The organism is Streptacidiphilus jeojiense (assembly GCF_000719095.1).
Classification (GTDB): Bacteria; Actinomycetota; Actinomycetes; order Streptomycetales; family Streptomycetaceae; genus Streptacidiphilus; species Streptacidiphilus jeojiensis.
The window spans coordinates 1-19,335 of the sequence record NZ_JOEH01000048.1; the positions used below are offsets into that span (position 1 = coordinate 1).

The following is a 19,335-nucleotide window of genomic DNA, read 5'->3' on the forward strand; positions in this document are numbered from 1 at the left end:
TCCGCCGCCAGAACCCGAACGGTGTCCACCGCCCGCTGGTCAAGCTCGGTCCACTCAAAGGTGTTGCTCGGCTTCGTACTCACCCTGAATCAGGGCTCCCTCCGTATCGCGGACCGGGCTGTAGCAGCAGCCCAACTGCCCGACGGGCATGCGGAATCCCCCCGCAGTCCATCGAGGACCGCAGACTCGATGAATATAACAACCTGAGTTACTAGTTGTCATGCCACCAGTAATGCGACTCTCGACCGTACTTGCCCACCCGTCACAGGGGGCCGCCCCGGGCGGTCTTGGTTCGTGGTCCGCCGACGCCCTCCGGAAGATCCGCGGCGCCGCGCCCGACGACCGCCGCCACACCTGCTGACCTCGACTGCAAGGCGGCTGCGGGGAGGGCTTAGGATCCAGAAACTATGAGCCAGACCCCCGTCTTCCGCAGCATGGTCGCGCTCGGTGACTCCTTCACCGAAGGCATGTGCGACAGCGTCCTGCCGAACGGCCATTACCGAGGCTGGGCCGACCGAGTCGCCGAACGCCTCGCGGCCGAACTAGCCGCGACCGAGCCCGGTGCGGAGTTTCGCTACGCGAATCTCGCGGTGCGCGGAAAACTGATCGGTCAGATTGCGGCCGAACAGGGCGACGCCGCCGTCGCCCTCGACGGCGAACTGGTCACCCTCGCCGGCGGCCTCAACGACGTGATGCGGCCCGGCTGCGACCTGGACCACGTCGAACGCACCCTCGGCGGCCTCGCCGAGCGCCTCGCCGCCGACGCCGACCGGCTGGTGATGTTCTACAGCGTCGACCCCAGCCGGCGGATGCGCAGCAGCGCCCGGATCATGCCGCAGACCCTGCGACTGAAGCGCTTCGTCGGCGAACTCGGCAAGCGCGAGAACATCACCGTGGTCGACCTCTTCCACGTCCCCGCTTTCGACGACGCGCGGATGTGGGCCGAGGACCGGCTCCACTTCTCCGCCGAGGGACACCGCCGGGTCGCCGAGGGCGTCCTCCAGGCCCTCGGCTACCCGCCGGCCTTCGACTGGCGCGAGCCGCTGCCGCCGGCCCCGCCGATCCCCTGGGCCGTCAAGCTCCGCGCCGACCTGCGCTGGCTCCGGGTCCACGTCCTGCCCTGGATCGGGCGCCGGCTGACCGGGAAGTCCTCCGGCGACGGACGCCTCGCCAAGCGCCCCACCCTGGAGCGCTACCCGGCCTGACCCCAGGGACCCCGGCCGGGCCCGGCCGGGCAAGGTACACCTCACGGCCCCGCGAGTTGCGGTCTTCTGCAATTCATCAGTGCCGTAGTCAGTCATGCACCTAGCGTCATCGCCATGGCAGACATCGACATCGCACTCAAGGAAGCAATGATGATCGAGGGCGCGCTGGGCGCCGCCCTCGTCGACGTGAACAGCGGCATGGCGCTGGGCACCATGGGCGGCGGCAAGGACTTCGACCTGGCCGTCGCCGCCGCGGGCAACACCGATGTGGTCCGCGCCAAGCTCCGGGTCATGGAGATGCTCAACCTGAGCGGTGGCATCGAGGACATCCTGACCACCCTCACCAGCCAGTACCACGTGATCCGTCCGCTGACCTCGCGCAGCGGCAAAGGGCACTTCCTCTACCTGGTGCTGGACCGCAAGCGGGCCAACCTCGCCCTCGCCCGCCGCCAGCTGAACCAGGTCGAGGCCGGGCTCGACCTGTGACCCAGCCCCCGCTCTACCAGGTCAAGGCCGAGTTCTTCCGGATGCTCGGGCACCCGGTCCGGATCCGGGTACTGGAACTGCTCCAGGACGGACCCAGGCCGGTGCGCGAGCTCCTCGCGGACATCGGCGTCGAACCCTCCAACCTCTCCCAGCAGCTCGCGCAGCTGCGCCGCGCCGGCATCGTGGTGTCCACCCGGGAGGGTCCAACTGTGGTGTACGCACTGGCCGGTGGCGATGTGGCGGAACTGCTGCGGTGCGCCCGGCGGATCCTCACCGTCCTGCTCGCCGACCGGCAGGGGCTCCTGGAACAGCTCCGCGAGTCCGACACCAGCTCCGCACCCGAACCGCATTTCGGACAAAGCCTTACAAAATTGAATCAATGACTCTTAACGTTCTGGTCATGATCCGTTTGTGACCGCGAAACACCGGTTCGACAGGATGCCTGCATGGCTGAATTGACGAACCGTGACCAACGGCGCACCAACCGACACCACTGGCGCCGCGACACCGTCGAGCTGTCCGCCGTCTTCATGGCGGTCGCCATCGCCGACCTGATCGCCAATGTCGTCGTGCACGGCCATGACGGTCCGGTGCTGCTGGTGGCCTCCGCACTGGCGCTGCTGGCGACAGCCGCCTGGCACAGCTGGTGGAAGCACCGCCATCCGGACTCCCCACCGGGGCCCGCCCCCGGCGACATCGTCTCGGCCGCGGCGACCGAGGCGGTGTCGCTCCCGGCGCACTCGCCGCAGTCGCCGCTGTGGCGGATCCGCACCACCGTCCCGGACGCCCCGGGCAGCCTGGCCGGGCTGTGCAGGGCGCTGGCCGACCTGCCCGTCAACATCATCTCCATGCAGGCGCACCCGCTCGCCGAGGAGACCGTCGACGAGTTCGTGGTGCAGGCGCATCCGCAGACCGCCGCGCAGGACATCACCCGGGCCGTGGTCGCGGCCGGCGGCACCGAGGTCTGGCTGGAGCGCGCCGACACCCACGACCTGGTGGACGTGCCCACCAGGATCCTCAACCTGGCCACCAGGACCGCCCTGGACGCCGCCGAACTGCCGCTGGCGCTGCGCCAGTTGTTCGGCCGCTGCAGCATCCGCTCGCAGCCGGGCGGGATCGACGAGGACGAGCTGGACGGCAGCACCATGCGGCTGCGCGACCCCTCCGGCGGCATCCTGCTGGTCACCCGGGACGAACCGCCGTTCACCCCCACCGAGTTCGCCCGGGCCCGGGCCCTGATCGAGCTGGACGCGCAGCTCGGCCCGCGGGTCCCGGACACCCGCTCGGTGATCGAGATCGACGGCGGCGGCGCCCCGGCCGAGGAGTTGACGGTGCGTCGGGCCGACCCGTCGGACCGGGCCGCCGCGGTGGCCCTGCACGAGCGCTGCAGCAGCGCCACCCTGCGCCGGCGCTACCACGGCCCGGTCGCCGACAGCGACCGCTACCTGGGCCACCTGCTGGAGCCCCGCTACGGTCAGACCCTCACCGCGGAGGCCCCGGACGGCAGCCTGGCCGCCCTCGCCCACCTGATGTGGGACGACGACAGCGCCGAGATCGCCGTCCTGGTCGAGGACGCCCGGCAGCGCCGGGGCCTCGGCAGCGAGCTGGTGCGCCGACTGGTGGAACTGGCGCGGGACGCCGGGATCGACGAGGTCTACGCGGTCACCACCGCCTCCAACAGCGGCATGATCGCGACCCTGCGCCGACTCGGCGTCCCGCTGGACTACCAGGTCGAGGACGGCACCCTGGTGATCACCGCCCACCTCGCCCACGAGAGCGTTGAGGCACCGGCTACTCGGCCGGCTACTCGACGGTGACGCTCTTCGCCAGGTTCCTCGGCTTGTCGACGTCCCGCTCCAGCGCCACCGCCGCGTAGTAGGCGAACAGCTGGAGCGGGATGCCGAGCAGGATCGGGTCCAGCTCGGGCTCGTTCCTGGGCACCAGGATGGCGTCCTCGGCGAGCTTGGGGTCCGGGCGGGTGTGACCGACCATCAGCACCGGGCCGCGCCGGGCCCGGATCTCGCCGAGGGTGGTGAGGTTCTTCTCCAGCAGCTCGTCGTCCGGCACCACCGCGACGGTCGGCAGGTCAGGGCCGATCAGCGCCAGCGGGCCGTGCTTCAGCTCGCTCGCCGGGTAGGCCTCGGCGTGGACGTAGGAGACCTCCTTGAGCTTCTGCGCCCCCTCGCGGGCCACCGGCCAGCCGCGCACCCGGCCGACGAACATCATCCCGGGGTGGTCCGCGTACTTGCCGGCCAGCTCGGCGATCTCCTTCTCCTGCGCCAGGATCTCCCGGATCTGGTCCGGGATCGCCTTCAGGCCGGCGCAGATCCGCCGCCCGTCGGCCGGGGACAGGTCGCGGACCCGGCCCAGGTGCAGCGCGATCAGCGCGAAGGCGATGGAGGTGGAGGTGAACGCCTTGGTGGAGGCGACCGAGATCTCCGGCCCGGCGTGCAGGTACATCCCGCCGTCGCACTCCCGGGCGATGGCGCTGCCAACGGTGTTGACCACACCGAGGACCCGTCCGCCCTTGCGCTTGATCTCCTGCACGGCGGCCAGGGTGTCGTAGGTCTCGCCGGACTGGCTGACCGCGATGTAGAGGGTGTCCGCCTCGATCACCGGGTTGCGGTAGCGGAACTCGGAGGCGGGCTCGGCGTGGGCCGGGATCCGGGCCAGCTCCTCGATCAGCTGGGCGCCCAGCTCGCCGGAGTAGTAGGCGGAGCCGCAGCCGAGGATCTTCACCCGGGTGAAGGCGCGCGCCTCGCGGGCGTCCATGTTGAGGCCGCCCAGGTGCGCGGTGGAGAAGCGCTCGTCGACCCGGCCGCTGAGGGTGCGCTCGACCGAGGTGGGCTGCTCGTGGATCTCCTTGAGCAGGAAGTGGGCGTGGCCGCCGGTGTCGTAGGAGGACTCCTCCCAGTCCACCGTGGAGGGCTGCTTGGCGGTGGCCCGGGCGTCCTCCTGGGTGAAGGTGTTGAAGCCGTCGGCGCGCACCGTGGCCAGCTCGCCGTCGTCCAGGTGCACCACCTGGCGGGTGTAGCGGACCAGCGCGGAGACGTCGGAGGCGGCGAACATCTCCTTCTCGCCGATGCCCAGCACGATCGGGCTGCCGTTGCGGGCCACCACGATCCGGTCGGGCTGCTCGGCGTCCAGCACGGCGATGCCGTAGGTGCCCACGACGCGCTTGAGGGCGGCCCGCACGGCGTCCTCCAGCTCGACGCCCTCGGTGGCCAGGCCGGCGATCAGGTGCGCCAGCACCTCGGTGTCGGTCTCCGAGGTGAAGACGCAGCCGTCGGCGATCAGCTTGGCGCGCAGCTCGTCGGCGTTCTCGATGATCCCGTTGTGGACCACGGCGATGCGCTCGGCGCCGTCCAGGTGCGGGTGCGAGTTGGCGTCACTGGGCTCGCCGTGGGTGGCCCAGCGGGTGTGGCCGATCCCGGCCTTGCCGGTGAAGCGGGCGGGGACCAGCGCGGCCAGCTCGCCGACCCGGCCCTTGCTCTTGCGGACCTTCAGCCCGCCCTTGGCGGCGACGGCCACCCCGGCGGAGTCGTACCCCCGGTACTCGAGGCGCTGGAGACCCTCCAGCAGGATGGGCGCAGCGTCCCTGGGACCGATGTAGGCGACGATTCCGCACATACAGGACTCCTTCGTTCAGAGCTCGTTCAGAGTTCGTTCAGCGTGAGGGTGCGAGGGTGAGGGTGCGAGGGTGAGGGTGCGAGGGTGAGGGGCGGACGGACGAGGCGCTCAGCCGTAGACGAGGCGGCGCAGCTGCCTGGTGGACAGCTCGGGCGCGCGCACCCGCCGGTGCGGCAGCTCCGCGCCGATCCGCTCGAAGATCCGGTCGTTGGTCAGCCCGCGCGCCTGCAGCTCGCCGTGCCGGCGGCGCACGTACTCCTCGACGCTCTCGGCGAAGTAGGCGAGCACGTCGGCGACCACCCGCGCCGCCTCGTTCGGCCCGAGGGCCGTGGTGCGGGCCAGGTGGTCGAGCAGATCGTCGGGTACGGACGCGGCGGACCGGGCAGGACTGGACACAAGGAGTGACCCTACGCATCCCCACCGTCGAAACCAAGAATCCTGCCCGAAATCGGGCAGGATCTCGCACGTACGGGTGCGCTTTCCTGTCCCTCCGCTGTCAGACCAGCCGGTTCCGCCGCTCCAGCAGGACCCAGCCGGCCGCCGCGGCCACCAGCAGCAGGCAGCACCCGGCCGGTACCCAGTTGCCCCAGCGGACGTACAGGGTGGAGCCGGTGGCCAGCGGCATACGGTACTGGAACGTCCCCCGGTCGTCGGTGCCCAGGGCCCGGCCGACCTGGCGGCCGAACGGGTCGTAGGCGGTGCTGACCCCGGTGAGCGTCGCCTGCACCACCGGACGGCCGGTCTCGGCGGCCCGGAACGCCGCCAGCGAGGCGTGCTGCTCGGGCGCCGCAGTGTCCTGGAAGGTCGAAGTGGACGACTGCACCACCACCAGCTGCGCGCCCCGGTTCACCAGCGCCCGGCTCATGTCGGGGAACGCCGACTCGAAGCACACCAGCGGTCCGATCTTCAGCGTCCCGCCGCCCGGCTCGGGCACGCTCATGATCACCGGCTCGGTGCCCCGGCGCCGGTCGACGGCGGCGGCCTTGGACAGCGAGGCGATCCAGCCCAGGGCCGGGCGCATCGGGATGTACTCGCCGAAGGGCACCAGGCGGATCTTGTCGTAGCGCTGCCCGGTCAGCCCCTGCGGGCCGATCAGCACCGAGCTCTTGTAGATGCCCCCCTCGGGCCGCGGCGCGTCCACATTGACCAGCAGGTCCGCCCCGACCTGGGCGGACAGTGCGCCCAGCTGGGCGGTCAGGTCCGGCCGGTCCCCCAGGTCGTAGCCGAGGCTGCTCTCGCCCCAGACCACCAGGTCGGGACTGGTGCCGATGAGGGTGCGGGTCAGCTCCTCGCCGGCCTCGGTGCGGTCGTCCAGGTCCACCGTGCCACCGGGCTGCACCACGGCGACGGTGGCCGTCGCCCCGGTCAGCCGCGGTTGCGGGGCCCAGGCCAGCGCGGCCAGGGTGCAGCCGCCCAGCGCCAGCAGGGTGCCGTAGGCCACGGCGGAGCGGCCCCAGGCCGCGATCAGCACCACCACGGCGGTGTTCACCACCACGATGAACAGGCTGTCCAGCCACACCCCGCCGACCGAGGCCAGCACCAGCGCGGCGTGCTGCTGGTACTGGCTCGCGCCCAGCAGCCCCCACGGGCCGCCGAGGTACTGCCAGGAGCGGATCGTCTCGATGGCCAGCCAGCCGCACGGGACCAGGACCACCGCCGCAGCCGCCCGCCCCGCGTCCGGGCTGCCGCGCAGCAGCCGCCACACCAGCCAGCCCCAGGGCGCCCAGAACAGCCCGAGCAGCCCGGCCAGCACCAGGATGGCCACGCTCAGGGTGGGGATCAGCCAGCTCATCACACCGACCAGGAAGCCCACCCCGCCCCACCAGCCCAGCACCATCGCCCGGCGCCGGGTCGGGGCCGTGCGCAGCACCAGCATCAGCGGCACCAGGCAGACATAGGCGAACCACCACCAGCCGACGGTGGGGAAGACCAGCACCGGCAGCGCCCCGGTCCCGGCCGCGAGCAGCGGCATCCGCGAACGGCGGCCCAGCCGGCGCAGCCGCCCCGGTTCCGCGGCGGGACCGGCGTCGGCCTCGGCCTTCGTCATCACGGCCTGGCCGCCCCGCCCGTCCCGGTCCCCCTCGGCCCGCCTCCCGGCCCGGTCACCGTCGGCCCCCCTCCCCGCAACACTGTGCACCTGCATCCCTCTCCTCAGTCACCACTCCCAGTCTCGACGCATTCCCCCTGATCAGCACCTCGAACACGGGAACCGCTTCCGATCGGCGCAGCGCTGGGGCACCCTGGAGACAGGGAGGCTGATATGCCGTCACTTCCACGGCCGCTGCACATCTCACTGCGTCAGGCACGGCGCCGCAGGCCACGGGCGCACCATGACATCAACGACCTGGCCCGACGCAGCCACTACCGCGCCCCGCGCCGGCGCCGGCACCCGGTCCGCGCGCTGACGGTCAACCTCGCCGTCGTGGCCCTGCTGCCGCTGTGGCCGTTCATCGCCTACCCGCTGCAGCGGGCCAACACGCCGACCCGTTGGCGGCGCGTGGCCCTGATCGAGTACGGCGGACGCATGGACGGCCCCCGGCAGTTCCTCTGGGTGGTCACCCACCACTCGGTGGTCATCGCCCTGAGCGCCCCGATGCGCTACCTCGCCGACCGCCTTCACCGCACCGGCGGCCGGGGTGAGGGACCGCGCCGCAACCCGCCCTCCGCCGGCGACCGCGAGCCCCGCCGCCCCAAGCCCGGCCCGCCGTCCGACGCCATCGCCCTCCCCGAACCCCGGGGCTGAGCGGGCGGGGCGCGCCGAGCAGGCGGAGTGCGCCGAGCAGGCCGCCGACAACGGAAAGGGCAGCCCGGACGCGCCAGCGCACCCCGGGCTGCCCTCGGTGGTCCCGCACGACCACCTGATCCGGCCTCCTGATCCGGCCTCAGGCCGCAGCGCCGCCGGAGTAGTCGGAGGCGAAGGCGGTCTCGACGACGCCCTCCACACCGGTGTCGGTGAGGATGATCCCGAGCTCACGGTTGTTGCTGAGCGAGTTGCTGGTGATGTTCATGGAGCCGACCTCCACCTTCGCGGTGGACAGGCCGTAGTCGGCGACGATCGCCTTGGCGTGGATGTAGTAACCGGTGCTGGAGGAGTAGCCGCGCACGGTGCCGCCGGCCGCCTTCACCGCGGACACCTCCGAGGAGTAGTCCGACGGGTACTCCAGCACCACCCGCACCGTCACCCCGGCCTTGGCCCGGGCCACGATGGCGTTGACCACGGCGGTGTCGCTGAACTCCTCCTCCTCGACGTCCAGGGTCTTGGTCGCACCGTTGATCACGCTCAGCAGCCGGGTCTGCGAGTCGGTGGGCGACCAGGTGAGGTCGTCGCCGTCGCTCGGGGTGATCGCGGTGTGGGCGTAGTCCGCGTTGAAGACCTTCTCGATCGCCGCGACATCCGTGCTGTCGGTGTCGAAGACACCGTAGTCACGGCTGGTCGTGTAGTACTTCGAGGTCAGGTTGCCGGTGAGGATCAGCGACTCGGTGCCGTCGACCGTGATGGTCTTCTGGTGGGTGTAGACGTAGGACGAGGACGAGTAGACGACGCCGACGCCGGCCGCCTTGAGGGTGGAGTACGCCGAGGCGTTGGTGGAGGTCTGCTGACGGTCCAGGATGACCCGCACGGTCACCCCGGCCTTCTCGCGGGCCACCAGGTCGGCCACCGCGGTGGTGTCACTGAGCTCGTACATCGTCATGTCGAGCGTGCTGGTGGCCGAGTTGATGAAGTTGTAGATCGTCGGCTCGGTGCTGGTGAGCGAGAAGGCGAACGCCGTGTAGTTGCTCGCGGCGTGGGCCGGCAGGGCGGTACCCAGCGCTGCCGCGCAGGCCGCGAGGATGGTTCCGGCGCGGCGCAGGGTGGTCCGGATCATCGTGTCTCCCTGGACACTTGAGGGTTCGTCAGCCCCGGCGGACTGGCGCGCCAACCAGAAAACCACGCGCGTAGAACTGAGGGAAGAGGCGTCCGGTTAACTTGTCATGTCCTTTTGTCTACGCGCGTCCCTCCGTTTGTGTACGTTCTGGAATCACAGCGAAATCACAGGCCGGGACGGCGCCATCGCGAGCGGCGTAGTGGGTCGTTGGCGGCAACTGCGAGTGGCTTACATGGCGCCACCATTGCCGAGTGGCACGCCCGTGGCTTGTTGCTGTTACTCGCTCCGCTCGCGGCGACAAGGACGGGGAGGGGTGCGGGGTCTCGCCATTGCCGGGCGGCGGGGCGGTCGGCGGTGCGGCTGGAGAAACGATTCGCCAGGTAGGTGCCCTCTACACGTTGGGTCATTCTTCGGACACTGGGTCACTTGATCTACACGGATGCCCGGATATGTCCGACATCTCCGTACGACGAGTGACCCGATGTACGAGAAGTGACCCCAGTTCCGACAACTCGACCCACCGCACGCCCCCCGTCCGCCCCGCACGCCCCCGTCACGGGCCTACGGCGACCGGCCAAGCAGCCCCCTCCCTGCTGTTGGCCCGCGAGCGCAGCGAGCAACAGCAACAAGCCACGGACGGCGGAGGGCGGCAACGAACCCGCCACGTAAGCCACCCGCAGCTGCCGCACACCGCGCGGGTTGGTGTCGAGCAGGCGGACCCACGCGGGTTCGGTCTCGGTCTCGCCGCGGAGCCAGGCATAGCGGGCGAGGGCGTAGCCGAACATGGGTTGGGTGAGGTAGCCGAGCCTGCGGCGCTGCCAGCCTCCGGCGTGCTGGCTGAAGCGGTGGGCGACGTTGGCGTTGAAGTGACCTGTGCCGAAGAACACGGTCAGCAGGTCGGTGAGGGGTTCGCCGTCACGCCGCGCAGCCGGGATGCGGTGCTCGCCGAGCAGCCGGTGGTGGCCGAGCTCGTGGGCCAGGACGGCGACGAGGGCGACCGGGTCGGAGCTGAGCTCGCCGGTGAGGGTGATCATCGGCGAGCCGTCCGCCGACCGCTGGTAGTGGCCTGCGGCCCCCTGGGAGCGCCATGCCGCCGAAGGCAGGTTCGCGAGCAGTTCGCGCTCCCCCGGGTCCTCCTCCTCGACCTCGACCGACACCGCCGCGCGGTCCACCCCGAGGTGGGCGAACAGCAGTCGCACCACCTGCTCGACCTCGGCGCCGCCGCCCCGGTAGGGACGGGGGAAGCGGGTGTCCTGCGGCAGCAGTACCTCGCGCCGCAGCACCTCCTCACCGAACTGGCCGGTCAGCCAGTGCAAGGACTCCTCGATCCAGACGCGTTCGTCCTCACCGACCGGACATCTGCGACGGAACATCCGCCCTCCCCCACCCCGAGGCCACCCGACCCTGCGGAGGACATCAGCGGTACCTCGCCCGGTTCCGCAGCACCGCGCGCCCGGCCCGGTTCAGCCCTCCTGACGTTCCAGCCAGGACAGCATCGCCTCGGCCCGCTGGGCCACCGGGTCCAGTACCCCCGGGTGCTCCTTGGCGAGCGTCCGGACCGCCTCGGCCTCGACCGCCGCGGACTCGTGCTCGCCCTGGCCGATGCGTATCGCGGCGGCGTCGAGCAGGGCCTGCGCGTGCTGGCCCAGGGCGGACTCGCCGCAGTCGGCGAAGGCGTCCGCGGCGCGACGGAAGGACTCCCAGGCCTCCGCGAACAGGGCGGTCTGCTGGTCGGTGTCCAGCTCGTGGCCGTCCCAGCCGTCGTCCTCGGCGACATCGCGCAGCAGGCCGCCGAGCTGGCGCCAGGTGTCGGCGTGCTCGCGCCGCAGCTCCTCGGCGCGCTCCGGATCGAGGTCGGGTTCGGCCAGGGCCTGCCGCGCGGTCTGCTCGGCCTCCAGCATCAGGGCCCGGCCCTGCTCGGCAGTACGACCATGACGGAACGTCAGCCAGGCGCGCGCCCGCAGGGTCCGCACCACCATGCCGGCGATCCCCGCCTGCTGCCACAGTGCCTGGGCCCGGACGTAGGCGGCCTCGGCCTCCTCGGCACGCCCGGCGGCGCTGAGCGCCTCCGCGGCCCGCGAGGCTATCTGGGCCATCGGGAAGGGCTCGCCCCAGCCCTCCACGATCGGTGCGGCCAGCGCGTACTGCTCCGCCGCGGCGGCGTGCTCGCGCAGCTCGGTCAGCGATTCCGCCAGGGTCTGACGGGCCGTCACGGCTGCCTGGTCGCCGTGCGCGAGCAGGTCCGGAAGGGCGGCCTGGAGGACTTCCGCGGCCTCCACATGCCGCCCGAGCGCCTGGTAGGAGCGCGCGAGCCGGTAGCGCGCCCCGGCGCCGGGGCCGGCGGACAGCCCCGCCTCGTCCAGCCTGCGGGTGGCCTCCAGCGCGTGCCGGACCGCCTCCTCATACGCCTCCCGGTGCCCGAGCAGGTCGGCGAGGAGCAGGTGCAGCAGGCCGGCCTCCTCGACGTCGAGCAGGTCGCCGCCGTGGGCAAGCCCTTCGACCGCGGTGGCCTCGGCCGTGGTCAGGTCTCCGGTCTGGGCCTGGATCCTGGCCAGCGGGACCAGGGGTTCGGCGGCGTTCCAGGGCCGGTCGACGGAGAGGTAGCCGTCGGCGGCCGCGCGCAGTTCCGCCGCAGCGGCTTCCGGACGGTCCCCGAAAAGCGCGGCACGGTTGTGCCGCGCGTCGGCGAGCACGCAGACCATCCGGGTGGCCTCGGCCTCGTCCAGCGCGGCCCGAACCTGCTCGTCGGCTGCGAGCGCGACCGTCTCGTCGAGCGCCGCGTGCGCCGGGGTCCGGGCGGACTCGGCGTGGCCTTCCAGCGCCTCGACGGTGTGCACCTTCGCCCGGTTGAGCAGCGCCGACGCCAGGTGCCGGGAGTTGGCCGAACCGTCGGCGACGGCGGCCCGGGCCGCGGCCACGGCGCTGTCCGCCAGAGCCCGGGCCCGGTCGAGATCACCGTCGCCGTCGCTCCGGTCGGCGGCCAGCGCCAGCGCGACGGCGGCACGTCCCTGGTTGACGGCGGCGTCCCCCGGCCGGCCCGCCTCCAGGTAGGCGGCAACCGCCGCCTCGAAGGCGTCCCGGGCGGCCGCGCTGTCCTGCCTGCCGTGGCGGATGCCGCGCTGGGCGGCGAGCTCGGCGCGCAGCAGCGGCTCCGGCTCACGGTCCCCCGCGCCCGTCTGCTCCCCCGGCCCCGCCCCGTCGCCCGACCCCGCCCCGTCCCGGAGCGCCACCTCGACGGCGAGCCAGGCCTGGCGGGAGGCCGGGTGGCCGAGGTCGCGCAGTCGGCGGGCCTCGGCGAGCTGCTCGTCGAAACCGGCCGCCGGCGTCGGCAGCGGTGCCGGCACGGCCGGGCGGGCGGCGCCGGGCAGCACCGCGCTCAGCCCCAGCGGCATCCGCTCCAGCAGCGGCTGCACGGCGATCCGCTCCGCGCTCTCGCGGGAGACCGCGTCGGTACCGTTGCGGCGGTCGAAACGCTGCACCAGGCCGACCCGCAGCGTCTCGACGTGTTCACGCAGCGATGCGACCGTCCAGTCACTGCCGCCACCGCCGCCGCTGCCACCGGCGACGGCCGGCCCCACCACCTGCTGTTCGGCCAGCCCGAGCACCAGGAGCCGGTCCAGCAGCACCAGCGCGGCCTCCGCGAACGACAGGACGCTGTCCGGGTTCCCGGCCCCGGTGAGGTGCTGGGCGTGCTCGGCCAGGATCTCCAGGCCGCGGGCCTCGTTGCCGGTCAGCGCGCAGAACTCGATGTGGCGCCCGACCGAGGGCAGCAGGCTCTCGTTGCCCCGCGCCATCCGGTAGCCGCGCAGGTGGTTGGTCCTGGCCTCGTCCACCCGGCCCAGCCGCAGCAGCGGCAGCAGGGAGTACGCGAGCACCCGGTGCGGCTCCTCGGCGCAGGTCAGCCGCCCGGCCAGGACCTCGGCCCAGCGGTCCAGGGCGACCTCGTCCCGGCCCTGACGGACCTCCCAGCAGCCCTGGTTGCAGGCCTCGCAGGCGTGGCAGTCGCTCATCCGGTCGCGTTCCCCGGCGAGCCAGTCGGCATAGGCCGCCTCGGCCCGCGGCAGGTCACCGAGGTGCCTGGCGACGTAGAAGTCCTGGACCCGGACGGTGCGGGCGTTGTAGCCGGCGATCCGGTAGCGGCGCTCCATCTCCACCAGCCAGTCCTCGATGGAGGACAGCGGGATCTCCGGGTAATCCAGCATGCTGGAGGTGACCCACTTGAACCGCCAGAACAGCTCGTAGGTCGACTGGTCGTTGAAGACCGCAGGGTCCTCGTCCCACATCCGCAGCATCCGCGCGAAGGGCACGAACATCTTGCTGCGCTCGGCGCTGTACTCGTACGCGGTGATCAGGTGCGACAGGGTGTCCAGGAGCAGCGCGGCGTCCCCGGTGGCCTCGGCCGCGGCGACCAGCTCCTCGCCGCGCGCATTGCGCTGCGCGCCGTTGGGCGCCCGGTGGTTCTCCCACAGCGCGGCGCGGATGCGCGCCTCCTCGTCGCCCTGACCCGCCATCTCGCCGCCCGGCGTCTCCCCGCCCGTCATCGGCCCTCCCCCTCGGTGGTGTCGCCAGTGGTGCCAGTGGTGGTGTGGTGCGTGGCCCAGTCCAGGAGTCCCAGGAACGAGCGGTTCAGCAGCGCCGAGTCGGCGGCGCTGAGCGGTCGGCGGGACAGCAGCAGCGCCTGCCCGTAGAGCGCCTCGACGGCGGTGCCGGCCAGTTCCTGGTCGGCTATCGCCGCGATCCGCTGGACCAGCGGGTTGTGGTGGTTGAGCACCAGCCGGGCGCGCGGTGCACTGCCGCGCAGGGCGCCGAGGATGCCCGCCCACAGGGCGTCGGCGCTCTCCTCGGTCTCGGCGCGGGCGCGCTCGTGCCGGGCCTCGCGGTCGTCCAGGTGCAGCGCCGGGACGCCGACCGGCTGGAAGGTGCGCAGGGCGACGTCGCAGCCGAGCGGGTCCAGCCTGGTCCGGGCGGTGGCGAGGAAGGAGGCGAGCGAGAGCTCGACGGCCGGGTCGACCGGGTCCAGACTCGCCGTCACAGTGCCCGCGTCCAGGTCGGCGACCACCGTGCCGGGCAGCACCTGCGGCAGCAGGGCGACCAGGTCGGCGTCGTAGGTGTAGCCGCCGTTGACGACGCCGATGCCCTGGGCCGCGGCGATCGGGGCGATCTGGCGGAACTCCTCCACGGTGGCGGCGATGTGGACGGTGCCGTGGTCGCGGGCGAAGCGGTCCAGCGCGGTCCTGCCGTCGCTTGTCTCCACCGTGAGCCAGGGCAGCATCAGCCTCAGCATCTCCGGATCGTGCCGGGCCAGGGACTTCACTCCGAGCTGATGCACCGCCAGGAAGCGGGCCAGCCGATCGGGATCGCCGGCGGCGAGCGTACCGAGCCAGTCGCGGACCTTGACGCCCAGCGCCTCGCGGACGGCGGCCAGGGTCTCGTCCTCGTACAGGCTCTCGCGGGAGGCGGTGGGCCGAAGCGTGTCGGTGTCCAGCACGCAGCGGACGAAGAAGGCCCAGTCCGGCAGCAGTCCCTCGGCCCGGTCGGTGAGCAGCATGCCCTTGAGCGAGACCCGGTGGCCGCCGCGCTGCGCGGGGCTGGCCGCGGCCGGCAACACGTAGCCGACGCCGCCGATCCCGGCCAGCGGAACGTCGAGGTCGATGACGTCCAGCGGCTCGAAGCCGAGCAGTGAGGCGCAGTGCCCGGCCAGGGCGATCCTGCGCGCGGCCGGGGTCGGGTAGGAGCGTGCCCAGACCGGGGGCAGGTCGGTGACCGGCTGCTCGACCCCGTCCGGGCCGACCACCGCCACGTCGTAGGGCAGCAGCGAGCCGAAGTCGCGGGCCAGCTCCAGCACCCGCGCGGGCGCGAGCCACTCCCCCGCGCCGGGGCGCGCGGTCAGGTGCACGGTGGTGCCGGGCTCGGTGCGCGCGTCCTGCGCGAGCTCCCTGACGGTGTAGGAGCCGTCATCGCGCGCCGCCCACTCCACCGGCGGCTGCTCGGGGAACCGCGCCGAGCGGGTGACCACCCGGATCTCCTGGGCCACCACGAAGCAGGCCAGCAGTCCGATGCCGAACTGTCCGAGGAACTCGCGCCGCGCCGTCTCCAGCCCGTCGCGCTTGGAGCTGCGTCCGATGGTGGCCAGCAGGGAGTGCACATCGGCGCCGGTCAGGCCGATGCCGCTGTCCTCGATCCGCAGTTCTCCGGGGCTCGCGTGGAGCCGGACCACGGCCGGAGCGGCCGCGTCGTCCAGGCGCCGGGCGGTGATCGCGTCGACGGCGTTCTGCAGCAGCTCGCGGACGTACACCCGCGGGCTGGAGTAGAGGTGGTGCGAGAGCAGGTCGACCAGGCCGCGCAGGTCGACCTGGAAGGTGTGGGCGGACGGTTCGGCGCCGCCCGGGGCGGCAGGGGGAGCTTCAGGTGTCATGGAGTAAGGGGTGCACGGGCGTGGCCGCGCGGGTGGTGGCGACCGGTGGGCCGCACAGGCGGAATGACGCCCCATGGTAGGGCGGCGCTCTGACCGCGGACCAGGGATTTCAGCAGCCGCCGATCTTGCCTCCCCGGTCCTGGTGCAGACCCTGCCACGAGGGTCCGACAATCGAAGCCGGACCGCCTCCCCGTACGATCGTCGGCATGAACGACTTCCGTACCGCAGGTCACGCCGCGGTGGACCTGCTGGCCGACTACCTGGGCGGACTCCCCGAGGGACCGGTCTGGCAGGAGATGGACCCGGCCGCCCGCGAGCGGCTGCTGACCCTGCCGCTGCCGCAGCGCGGACGGGGTCTGCCCGAGCTGGTCGCTGACATCGGCGCCGATGTGCTCCCCTACCCGATGGGCAACGGGCACCCCCGGTTCTTCGGCTGGGTGAACGCCGCCCCGGCCCCGGCCGGGGTGCTGGCGACGATGGCCGCCGCCGCGATGAACCCCAGCTCGGCCGGCGGCGACCACGCCGACGTCCACCTGGAGCGCACGGTGGTGCGCTGGATCGCCGAGCTGGCCGGGTTCCCGCACCTGCCCGGGGCCGGACTGCTGACCTCCGGCGCGTCCATGGCGACCATCGTGGCGCTGGGCACCGCCCGCAGCCGGGCCGCCCGGCAGCTGGGCGTGGACGTCCGCGAGGAGGGGCTGGCGGCGCTGCCGCAGCTGGTCGGCTACGTCAGCGCGGAGACCCACTCCTGCGTCCGCAAGGCCGTCGAACTGCTGGGCCTGGGCAGCCGCAGCCTGCGCACCGTCCCCACCGACCCGGCCGGGCACCTGGACCCCGCGGCCCTGCGGCTGCGGGTCAAGGCCGACCGCGCGGCCGGGCTGCACCCCTTCCTCGCCGTCGCCTCCGCCGGGACCGTCAACACCGGCGCGGTGGACGACCTGGCGGCCATCGCCGACGTCTGCGCCGAGGAGGGCCTGTGGCTGCACGTCGACGGCGCCTACGGGGCCTTCGGCCTGCTGGACCCGGTGATCGCCGACCGCTACACCGGCCTGGACCGCGCCGACTCGCTGGCCCTGGACCCGCACAAGTGGCTGGGCGTCCCGGTCGACTGCGGCTGCGTGCTGGTGCGCGACCCGGTGGAGCTGCGCGGCACCTTCAGCCTGGTCCCCTCCTACCTCAGGGACGAGAACGCCGGCGGCCTGGGCTGGTTCTCCGAGTACGGCATCGAGCAGACCCGCCCGTTCCGCTCGCTCAAGGTCTGGGCCACCATCGCCGCCTCCGGACGCGAGGGCATCGCCAGCGACGTCGCGCACTGCACGGCGATGGCCCGCCGCCTGGGCGAGCTGGTGGCCGCCGAGCCCGAACTGCAGCTGATGGCCCCGGTGGAGAGCTCCATCGCCGCCTTCCGCTTCGCCCCTGACGGGGTGTCGGACGAACTGCTGGAGCAGGTCAACAGCGCACTGTCGGTGGAGGTGCAGCGGCGCGGGCGCACCTTCGTCACCGGCACCCTGCTGAACGGGCACGAGGCGGTCCGCGCCTGCCTGATCAACCCGGCCGTGACCGAGGCGGACCTGGCAGTGCTGGTCCAGGAGGTCCGCGCGGCCGGCGCGGACCTGCTGGCCGGGCTCAGCGCGTCGTGAAGTCGGCCATCATCGCCATGTCCTCGTGCTCCAGGTTGTGGCAGTGCAGCATGAAGCGGCCCGGGTAGTCCTCGAACCGCACCGCGATCTCGACCGCCTCGGCGGGCTGCACGTCCACGGTGTCCTTCCAGCCGCCGTCGAAGGGGCCCGGGGCGCCGCCGTTGCGCGACACCACCTGGAAGTGGTTGAGGTGCAGGTGGACCGGGTGGTGGAAGTCGCTGACGAAGCGCCAGACCTCGGTGGTGCCGAGCCGCGGCGCGGCCAGCGAGCGCCCCGGGCGGAACTCCTCGCCGTTGACGGTCCAGCCGCCGGCCGACTTCTGGAACAGGAAGGAGCGGGTGGCCACCGCCTTCGACGGGTCCGGCGCCGCGATCGTGGAGAGTCGCGCCGGGATCCGGGAGTCGTCGGCGACCGTGCGGCCGCCCAGGTCGAACCGCATCACCTCGGCGGTGCCGCCGCTGCCCAGCCGGTTGACCAGCCGGAGCCTGGTCCCGGCCGGGTAGCGGGAGAAGTCGACGACCACGTCGAAGCGCTCGGCCGGGGCGACGTCGATGCTGTCGTGCGCGACCGGCGCCGCCAGCAGCCCGCCGTCGCTGCCGATCTGCACCAGCCCGCCGCCGCCCGGCGGCTGCGGGTCCAGTGCGAGCCGGTAGCGGCGGGCGTTGGACGCGTTGAGGATCCGCAGCCGGTAGCGGGCCCGGTCGGTGTCCAGCACCGGCCAGGGCGCGCCGTTCACCAGCACGGTGTCGCCGAGCACCCCGTCCATGTAGCGGGTGGCGACCCCGGGCCGGGTCTGCGCGGCGTCCAGCGACGGGTAGGCGAACGAGCCGTCGGCCGCGAAGGAGCGGTCGCAGATCAGCAGCGGCAGGTCCCGCTCGCCGCGCGGCAGCGGGAGCGCCGCCTCCTCGTCATCGGTGACCAGATGGAACCCGGCCAGGCCGCGCCAGACGTTGGGCCCGGTGAAACCCATCCGGTGGTCGTGGTACCAGAGCGTGGCGGCCCGCTGCTCCAGCGGATAGGTGTACGTGCGCTGCGTTCCGCCGTCGCCGCTGTCCATCGCGGCCGCACCGATCGTGCCGGTCATGCCGGTCATGCCGTCCATCCCCGGCATTCCGGCCATCCCCGGGGTCGCCGCTCCGCCCGCCGGGTGGACCAGCTGGGTCGGATAGCCGTCGCTGTCGGCCGGGGTGTGGCCGCCGTGCAGGTGCACCACGGTGGGGTGCGGCAGCTGGTTGCGGTGGGTCACCACGGTGCGGCGCCCGGACCGGGACACCAGCGTGGGGCCGGGGAAGCTGCCCTGGTAGGTCCAGGCCTCGGTGTCCAGCCCCGGAAGGATCCGCAGCAGCGCGGGCCGCTGGGTGATCTCGTAGTGGTCGGCGGTGGCGTCGCTGCGGACCGGGGCGAGGACCTGCGGACGCGGCAGCCGCACCTGGTAGGGGCGCGGCAGCGGAACCCCGCTGCGCAGCAGCAGCCCGGGCTGCCCCTGCGTCAGCAGCCCGCCCAGGTACGGCGCCCCGGCCGCGATCGCGCCGGCACCCAGGACCACGCCGCCGCCGATGCCGAGGAAGCGGCGCCGGCTCAGCGCGGGCCGGCTCACGCGTCCACCCCCGCCGTCGAAGCCTGCTCGGACGGCTCGGTGGCGCCGGCGGCCGGGGCCCGCAGCGGCAGCTTCCAGACCCGCTCGGCGTTCTTCAGCACCAGGATCAACACCCCGACCCCGAGCGGGACATGGATGATCAGTTCGCGGCTGAAGCCCAGCATCATCTGCACCGCGACGACGACCAGGGTGATCAGCTGGTCCCGGGCCAGCGCACCCGGTGCACCGCCCGGACGCCACGCCAGCAGCGCGACCACCAGCGACACCAGCACCACCGCCGCCAGGATCATCGCGGCGACCTCGTGCGCCTGCAGCAGCGGGTAGTGCCCCTGCAGGAACCCGCCCGCGAGCACCGGCTGCCCGAAGGCCAGCAACCCGGCCAGTACCACCGTCCCCCTGAGCACCCGCAGCGCCGTCAGGCGCACCCCCGGCCTGCTCTTCTCCACAGCCTTCCTCCCCCGCACCGAGTTAAGTCCCTCTTGAGAATGTCCCATGT

The 19,335-nt window shown here is 72.7% G+C and carries 15 protein-coding genes; 6 read left to right on the forward strand and 9 right to left on the reverse strand.

Annotated features, from left to right (window positions below; genetic code table 11):
* The first annotated feature begins 407 nt into the window (after positions 1-407).
* The 4 genes from IF29_RS0138790 to IF29_RS0138805 all read left to right on the forward strand — a co-directional run bounded on the left by IF29_RS0138790 (position 408) and on the right by IF29_RS0138805 (position 3,508).
* Positions 408-1,205 carry an SGNH/GDSL hydrolase family protein gene (locus IF29_RS0138790; RefSeq protein WP_030266319.1) on the forward strand — a complete coding sequence of 266 codons (798 nt, stop codon included), beginning with the start codon at positions 408-410 and terminating at the stop codon, positions 1,203-1,205.
* A 114-nt stretch (positions 1,206-1,319) separates the two neighbouring features.
* Entirely contained in the window at positions 1,320-1,691 is a 372-nt protein-coding gene (locus IF29_RS0138795; protein ID WP_030266322.1) for a hypothetical protein, read from the forward strand.
* Positions 1,688-2,074 (forward strand): ArsR/SmtB family transcription factor, encoded by a 387-nt coding sequence (locus IF29_RS0138800; protein WP_037598382.1) that lies wholly within the window; start codon positions 1,688-1,690, stop codon positions 2,072-2,074. The genes IF29_RS0138795 and IF29_RS0138800 overlap by 4 nt, the downstream gene beginning before the upstream one ends.
* A gap of 63 nt (positions 2,075-2,137) precedes the next feature.
* The gene (locus IF29_RS0138805; protein WP_030266327.1) at positions 2,138-3,508 is read left to right on the forward strand and encodes a GNAT family N-acetyltransferase; all 1,371 of its coding nucleotides are present in this window, start codon (positions 2,138-2,140) and stop codon (positions 3,506-3,508) included.
* Here the strand turns inward: IF29_RS0138805 and glmS are convergent.
* The 3 genes from glmS to lnt form a co-directional block, all read right to left on the reverse strand.
* Positions 3,495-5,321, reverse strand: a complete 1,827-nt coding sequence (gene glmS / locus IF29_RS0138810; protein WP_030266331.1) for a glutamine--fructose-6-phosphate transaminase (isomerizing) — start codon at positions 5,319-5,321, stop codon at positions 3,495-3,497. The genes IF29_RS0138805 and glmS overlap by 14 nt on opposite strands.
* A gap of 108 nt (positions 5,322-5,429) precedes the next feature.
* A complete protein-coding gene (locus IF29_RS0138815) occupies positions 5,430-5,717 on the reverse strand; it encodes a hypothetical protein (protein WP_051726606.1) in 288 nt (95 codons plus the stop codon).
* A gap of 100 nt (positions 5,718-5,817) precedes the next feature.
* Entirely contained in the window at positions 5,818-7,368 is a 1,551-nt protein-coding gene (lnt, locus tag IF29_RS0138820; protein WP_084715504.1) for an apolipoprotein N-acyltransferase, read from the reverse strand.
* A 213-nt stretch (positions 7,369-7,581) separates the two neighbouring features.
* Between lnt and IF29_RS0138825 the strand changes: the two genes are divergently transcribed.
* Positions 7,582-8,064, forward strand: coding sequence for a hypothetical protein (locus IF29_RS0138825; protein WP_030266337.1), 483 nt, complete (start codon positions 7,582-7,584; stop codon positions 8,062-8,064).
* A gap of 139 nt (positions 8,065-8,203) precedes the next feature.
* Here IF29_RS0138825 and IF29_RS0138830 read toward each other — a convergent pair whose 3' ends face one another.
* The 4 genes from IF29_RS0138830 to IF29_RS0138845 form a co-directional block, all read right to left on the reverse strand.
* Positions 8,204-9,187 (reverse strand): phospholipase D-like domain-containing protein, encoded by a 984-nt coding sequence (locus IF29_RS0138830; RefSeq protein WP_030266338.1) that lies wholly within the window; start codon positions 9,185-9,187, stop codon positions 8,204-8,206.
* Between the two features lie 431 nt (positions 9,188-9,618).
* The gene (locus IF29_RS44195; protein ID WP_051726607.1) at positions 9,619-10,560 is read right to left on the reverse strand and encodes a hypothetical protein; all 942 of its coding nucleotides are present in this window, start codon (positions 10,558-10,560) and stop codon (positions 9,619-9,621) included.
* Positions 10,561-10,650: 90 nt separating this feature from the next.
* Complete coding sequence (locus IF29_RS0138840) at positions 10,651-13,728, reverse strand: hypothetical protein (RefSeq protein WP_051726608.1); 3,078 nt, start codon at positions 13,726-13,728, stop codon at positions 10,651-10,653.
* Positions 13,725-15,602, reverse strand: a complete 1,878-nt coding sequence (locus IF29_RS0138845; protein ID WP_051726609.1) for an HSP90 family protein — start codon at positions 15,600-15,602, stop codon at positions 13,725-13,727. Before IF29_RS0138845 ends, IF29_RS0138840 begins: the two co-directional genes overlap by 4 nt.
* Positions 15,603-15,808: 206 nt before the next feature.
* On the opposite strand from IF29_RS0138845, the gene IF29_RS0138850 reads away from it, so the two are divergent.
* The gene (locus IF29_RS0138850) at positions 15,809-17,242 is read left to right on the forward strand and encodes a pyridoxal phosphate-dependent decarboxylase family protein (RefSeq protein ID WP_051726610.1); all 1,434 of its coding nucleotides are present in this window, start codon (positions 15,809-15,811) and stop codon (positions 17,240-17,242) included.
* On the opposite strand, the gene IF29_RS0138855 is transcribed toward IF29_RS0138850, so the two are convergent.
* Positions 17,229-18,839 carry a multicopper oxidase family protein gene (locus IF29_RS0138855; protein WP_030266354.1) on the reverse strand — a complete coding sequence of 537 codons (1,611 nt, stop codon included), beginning with the start codon at positions 18,837-18,839 and terminating at the stop codon, positions 17,229-17,231. The two genes, IF29_RS0138850 and IF29_RS0138855, sit on opposite strands and share 14 nt — an antisense overlap.
* A complete protein-coding gene (locus IF29_RS44200; protein WP_051726611.1) occupies positions 18,836-19,285 on the reverse strand; it encodes a hypothetical protein in 450 nt (149 codons plus the stop codon). The genes IF29_RS0138855 and IF29_RS44200 overlap by 4 nt, the downstream gene beginning before the upstream one ends.
* Between the last annotated feature and the right edge of the window lie 50 nt (positions 19,286-19,335).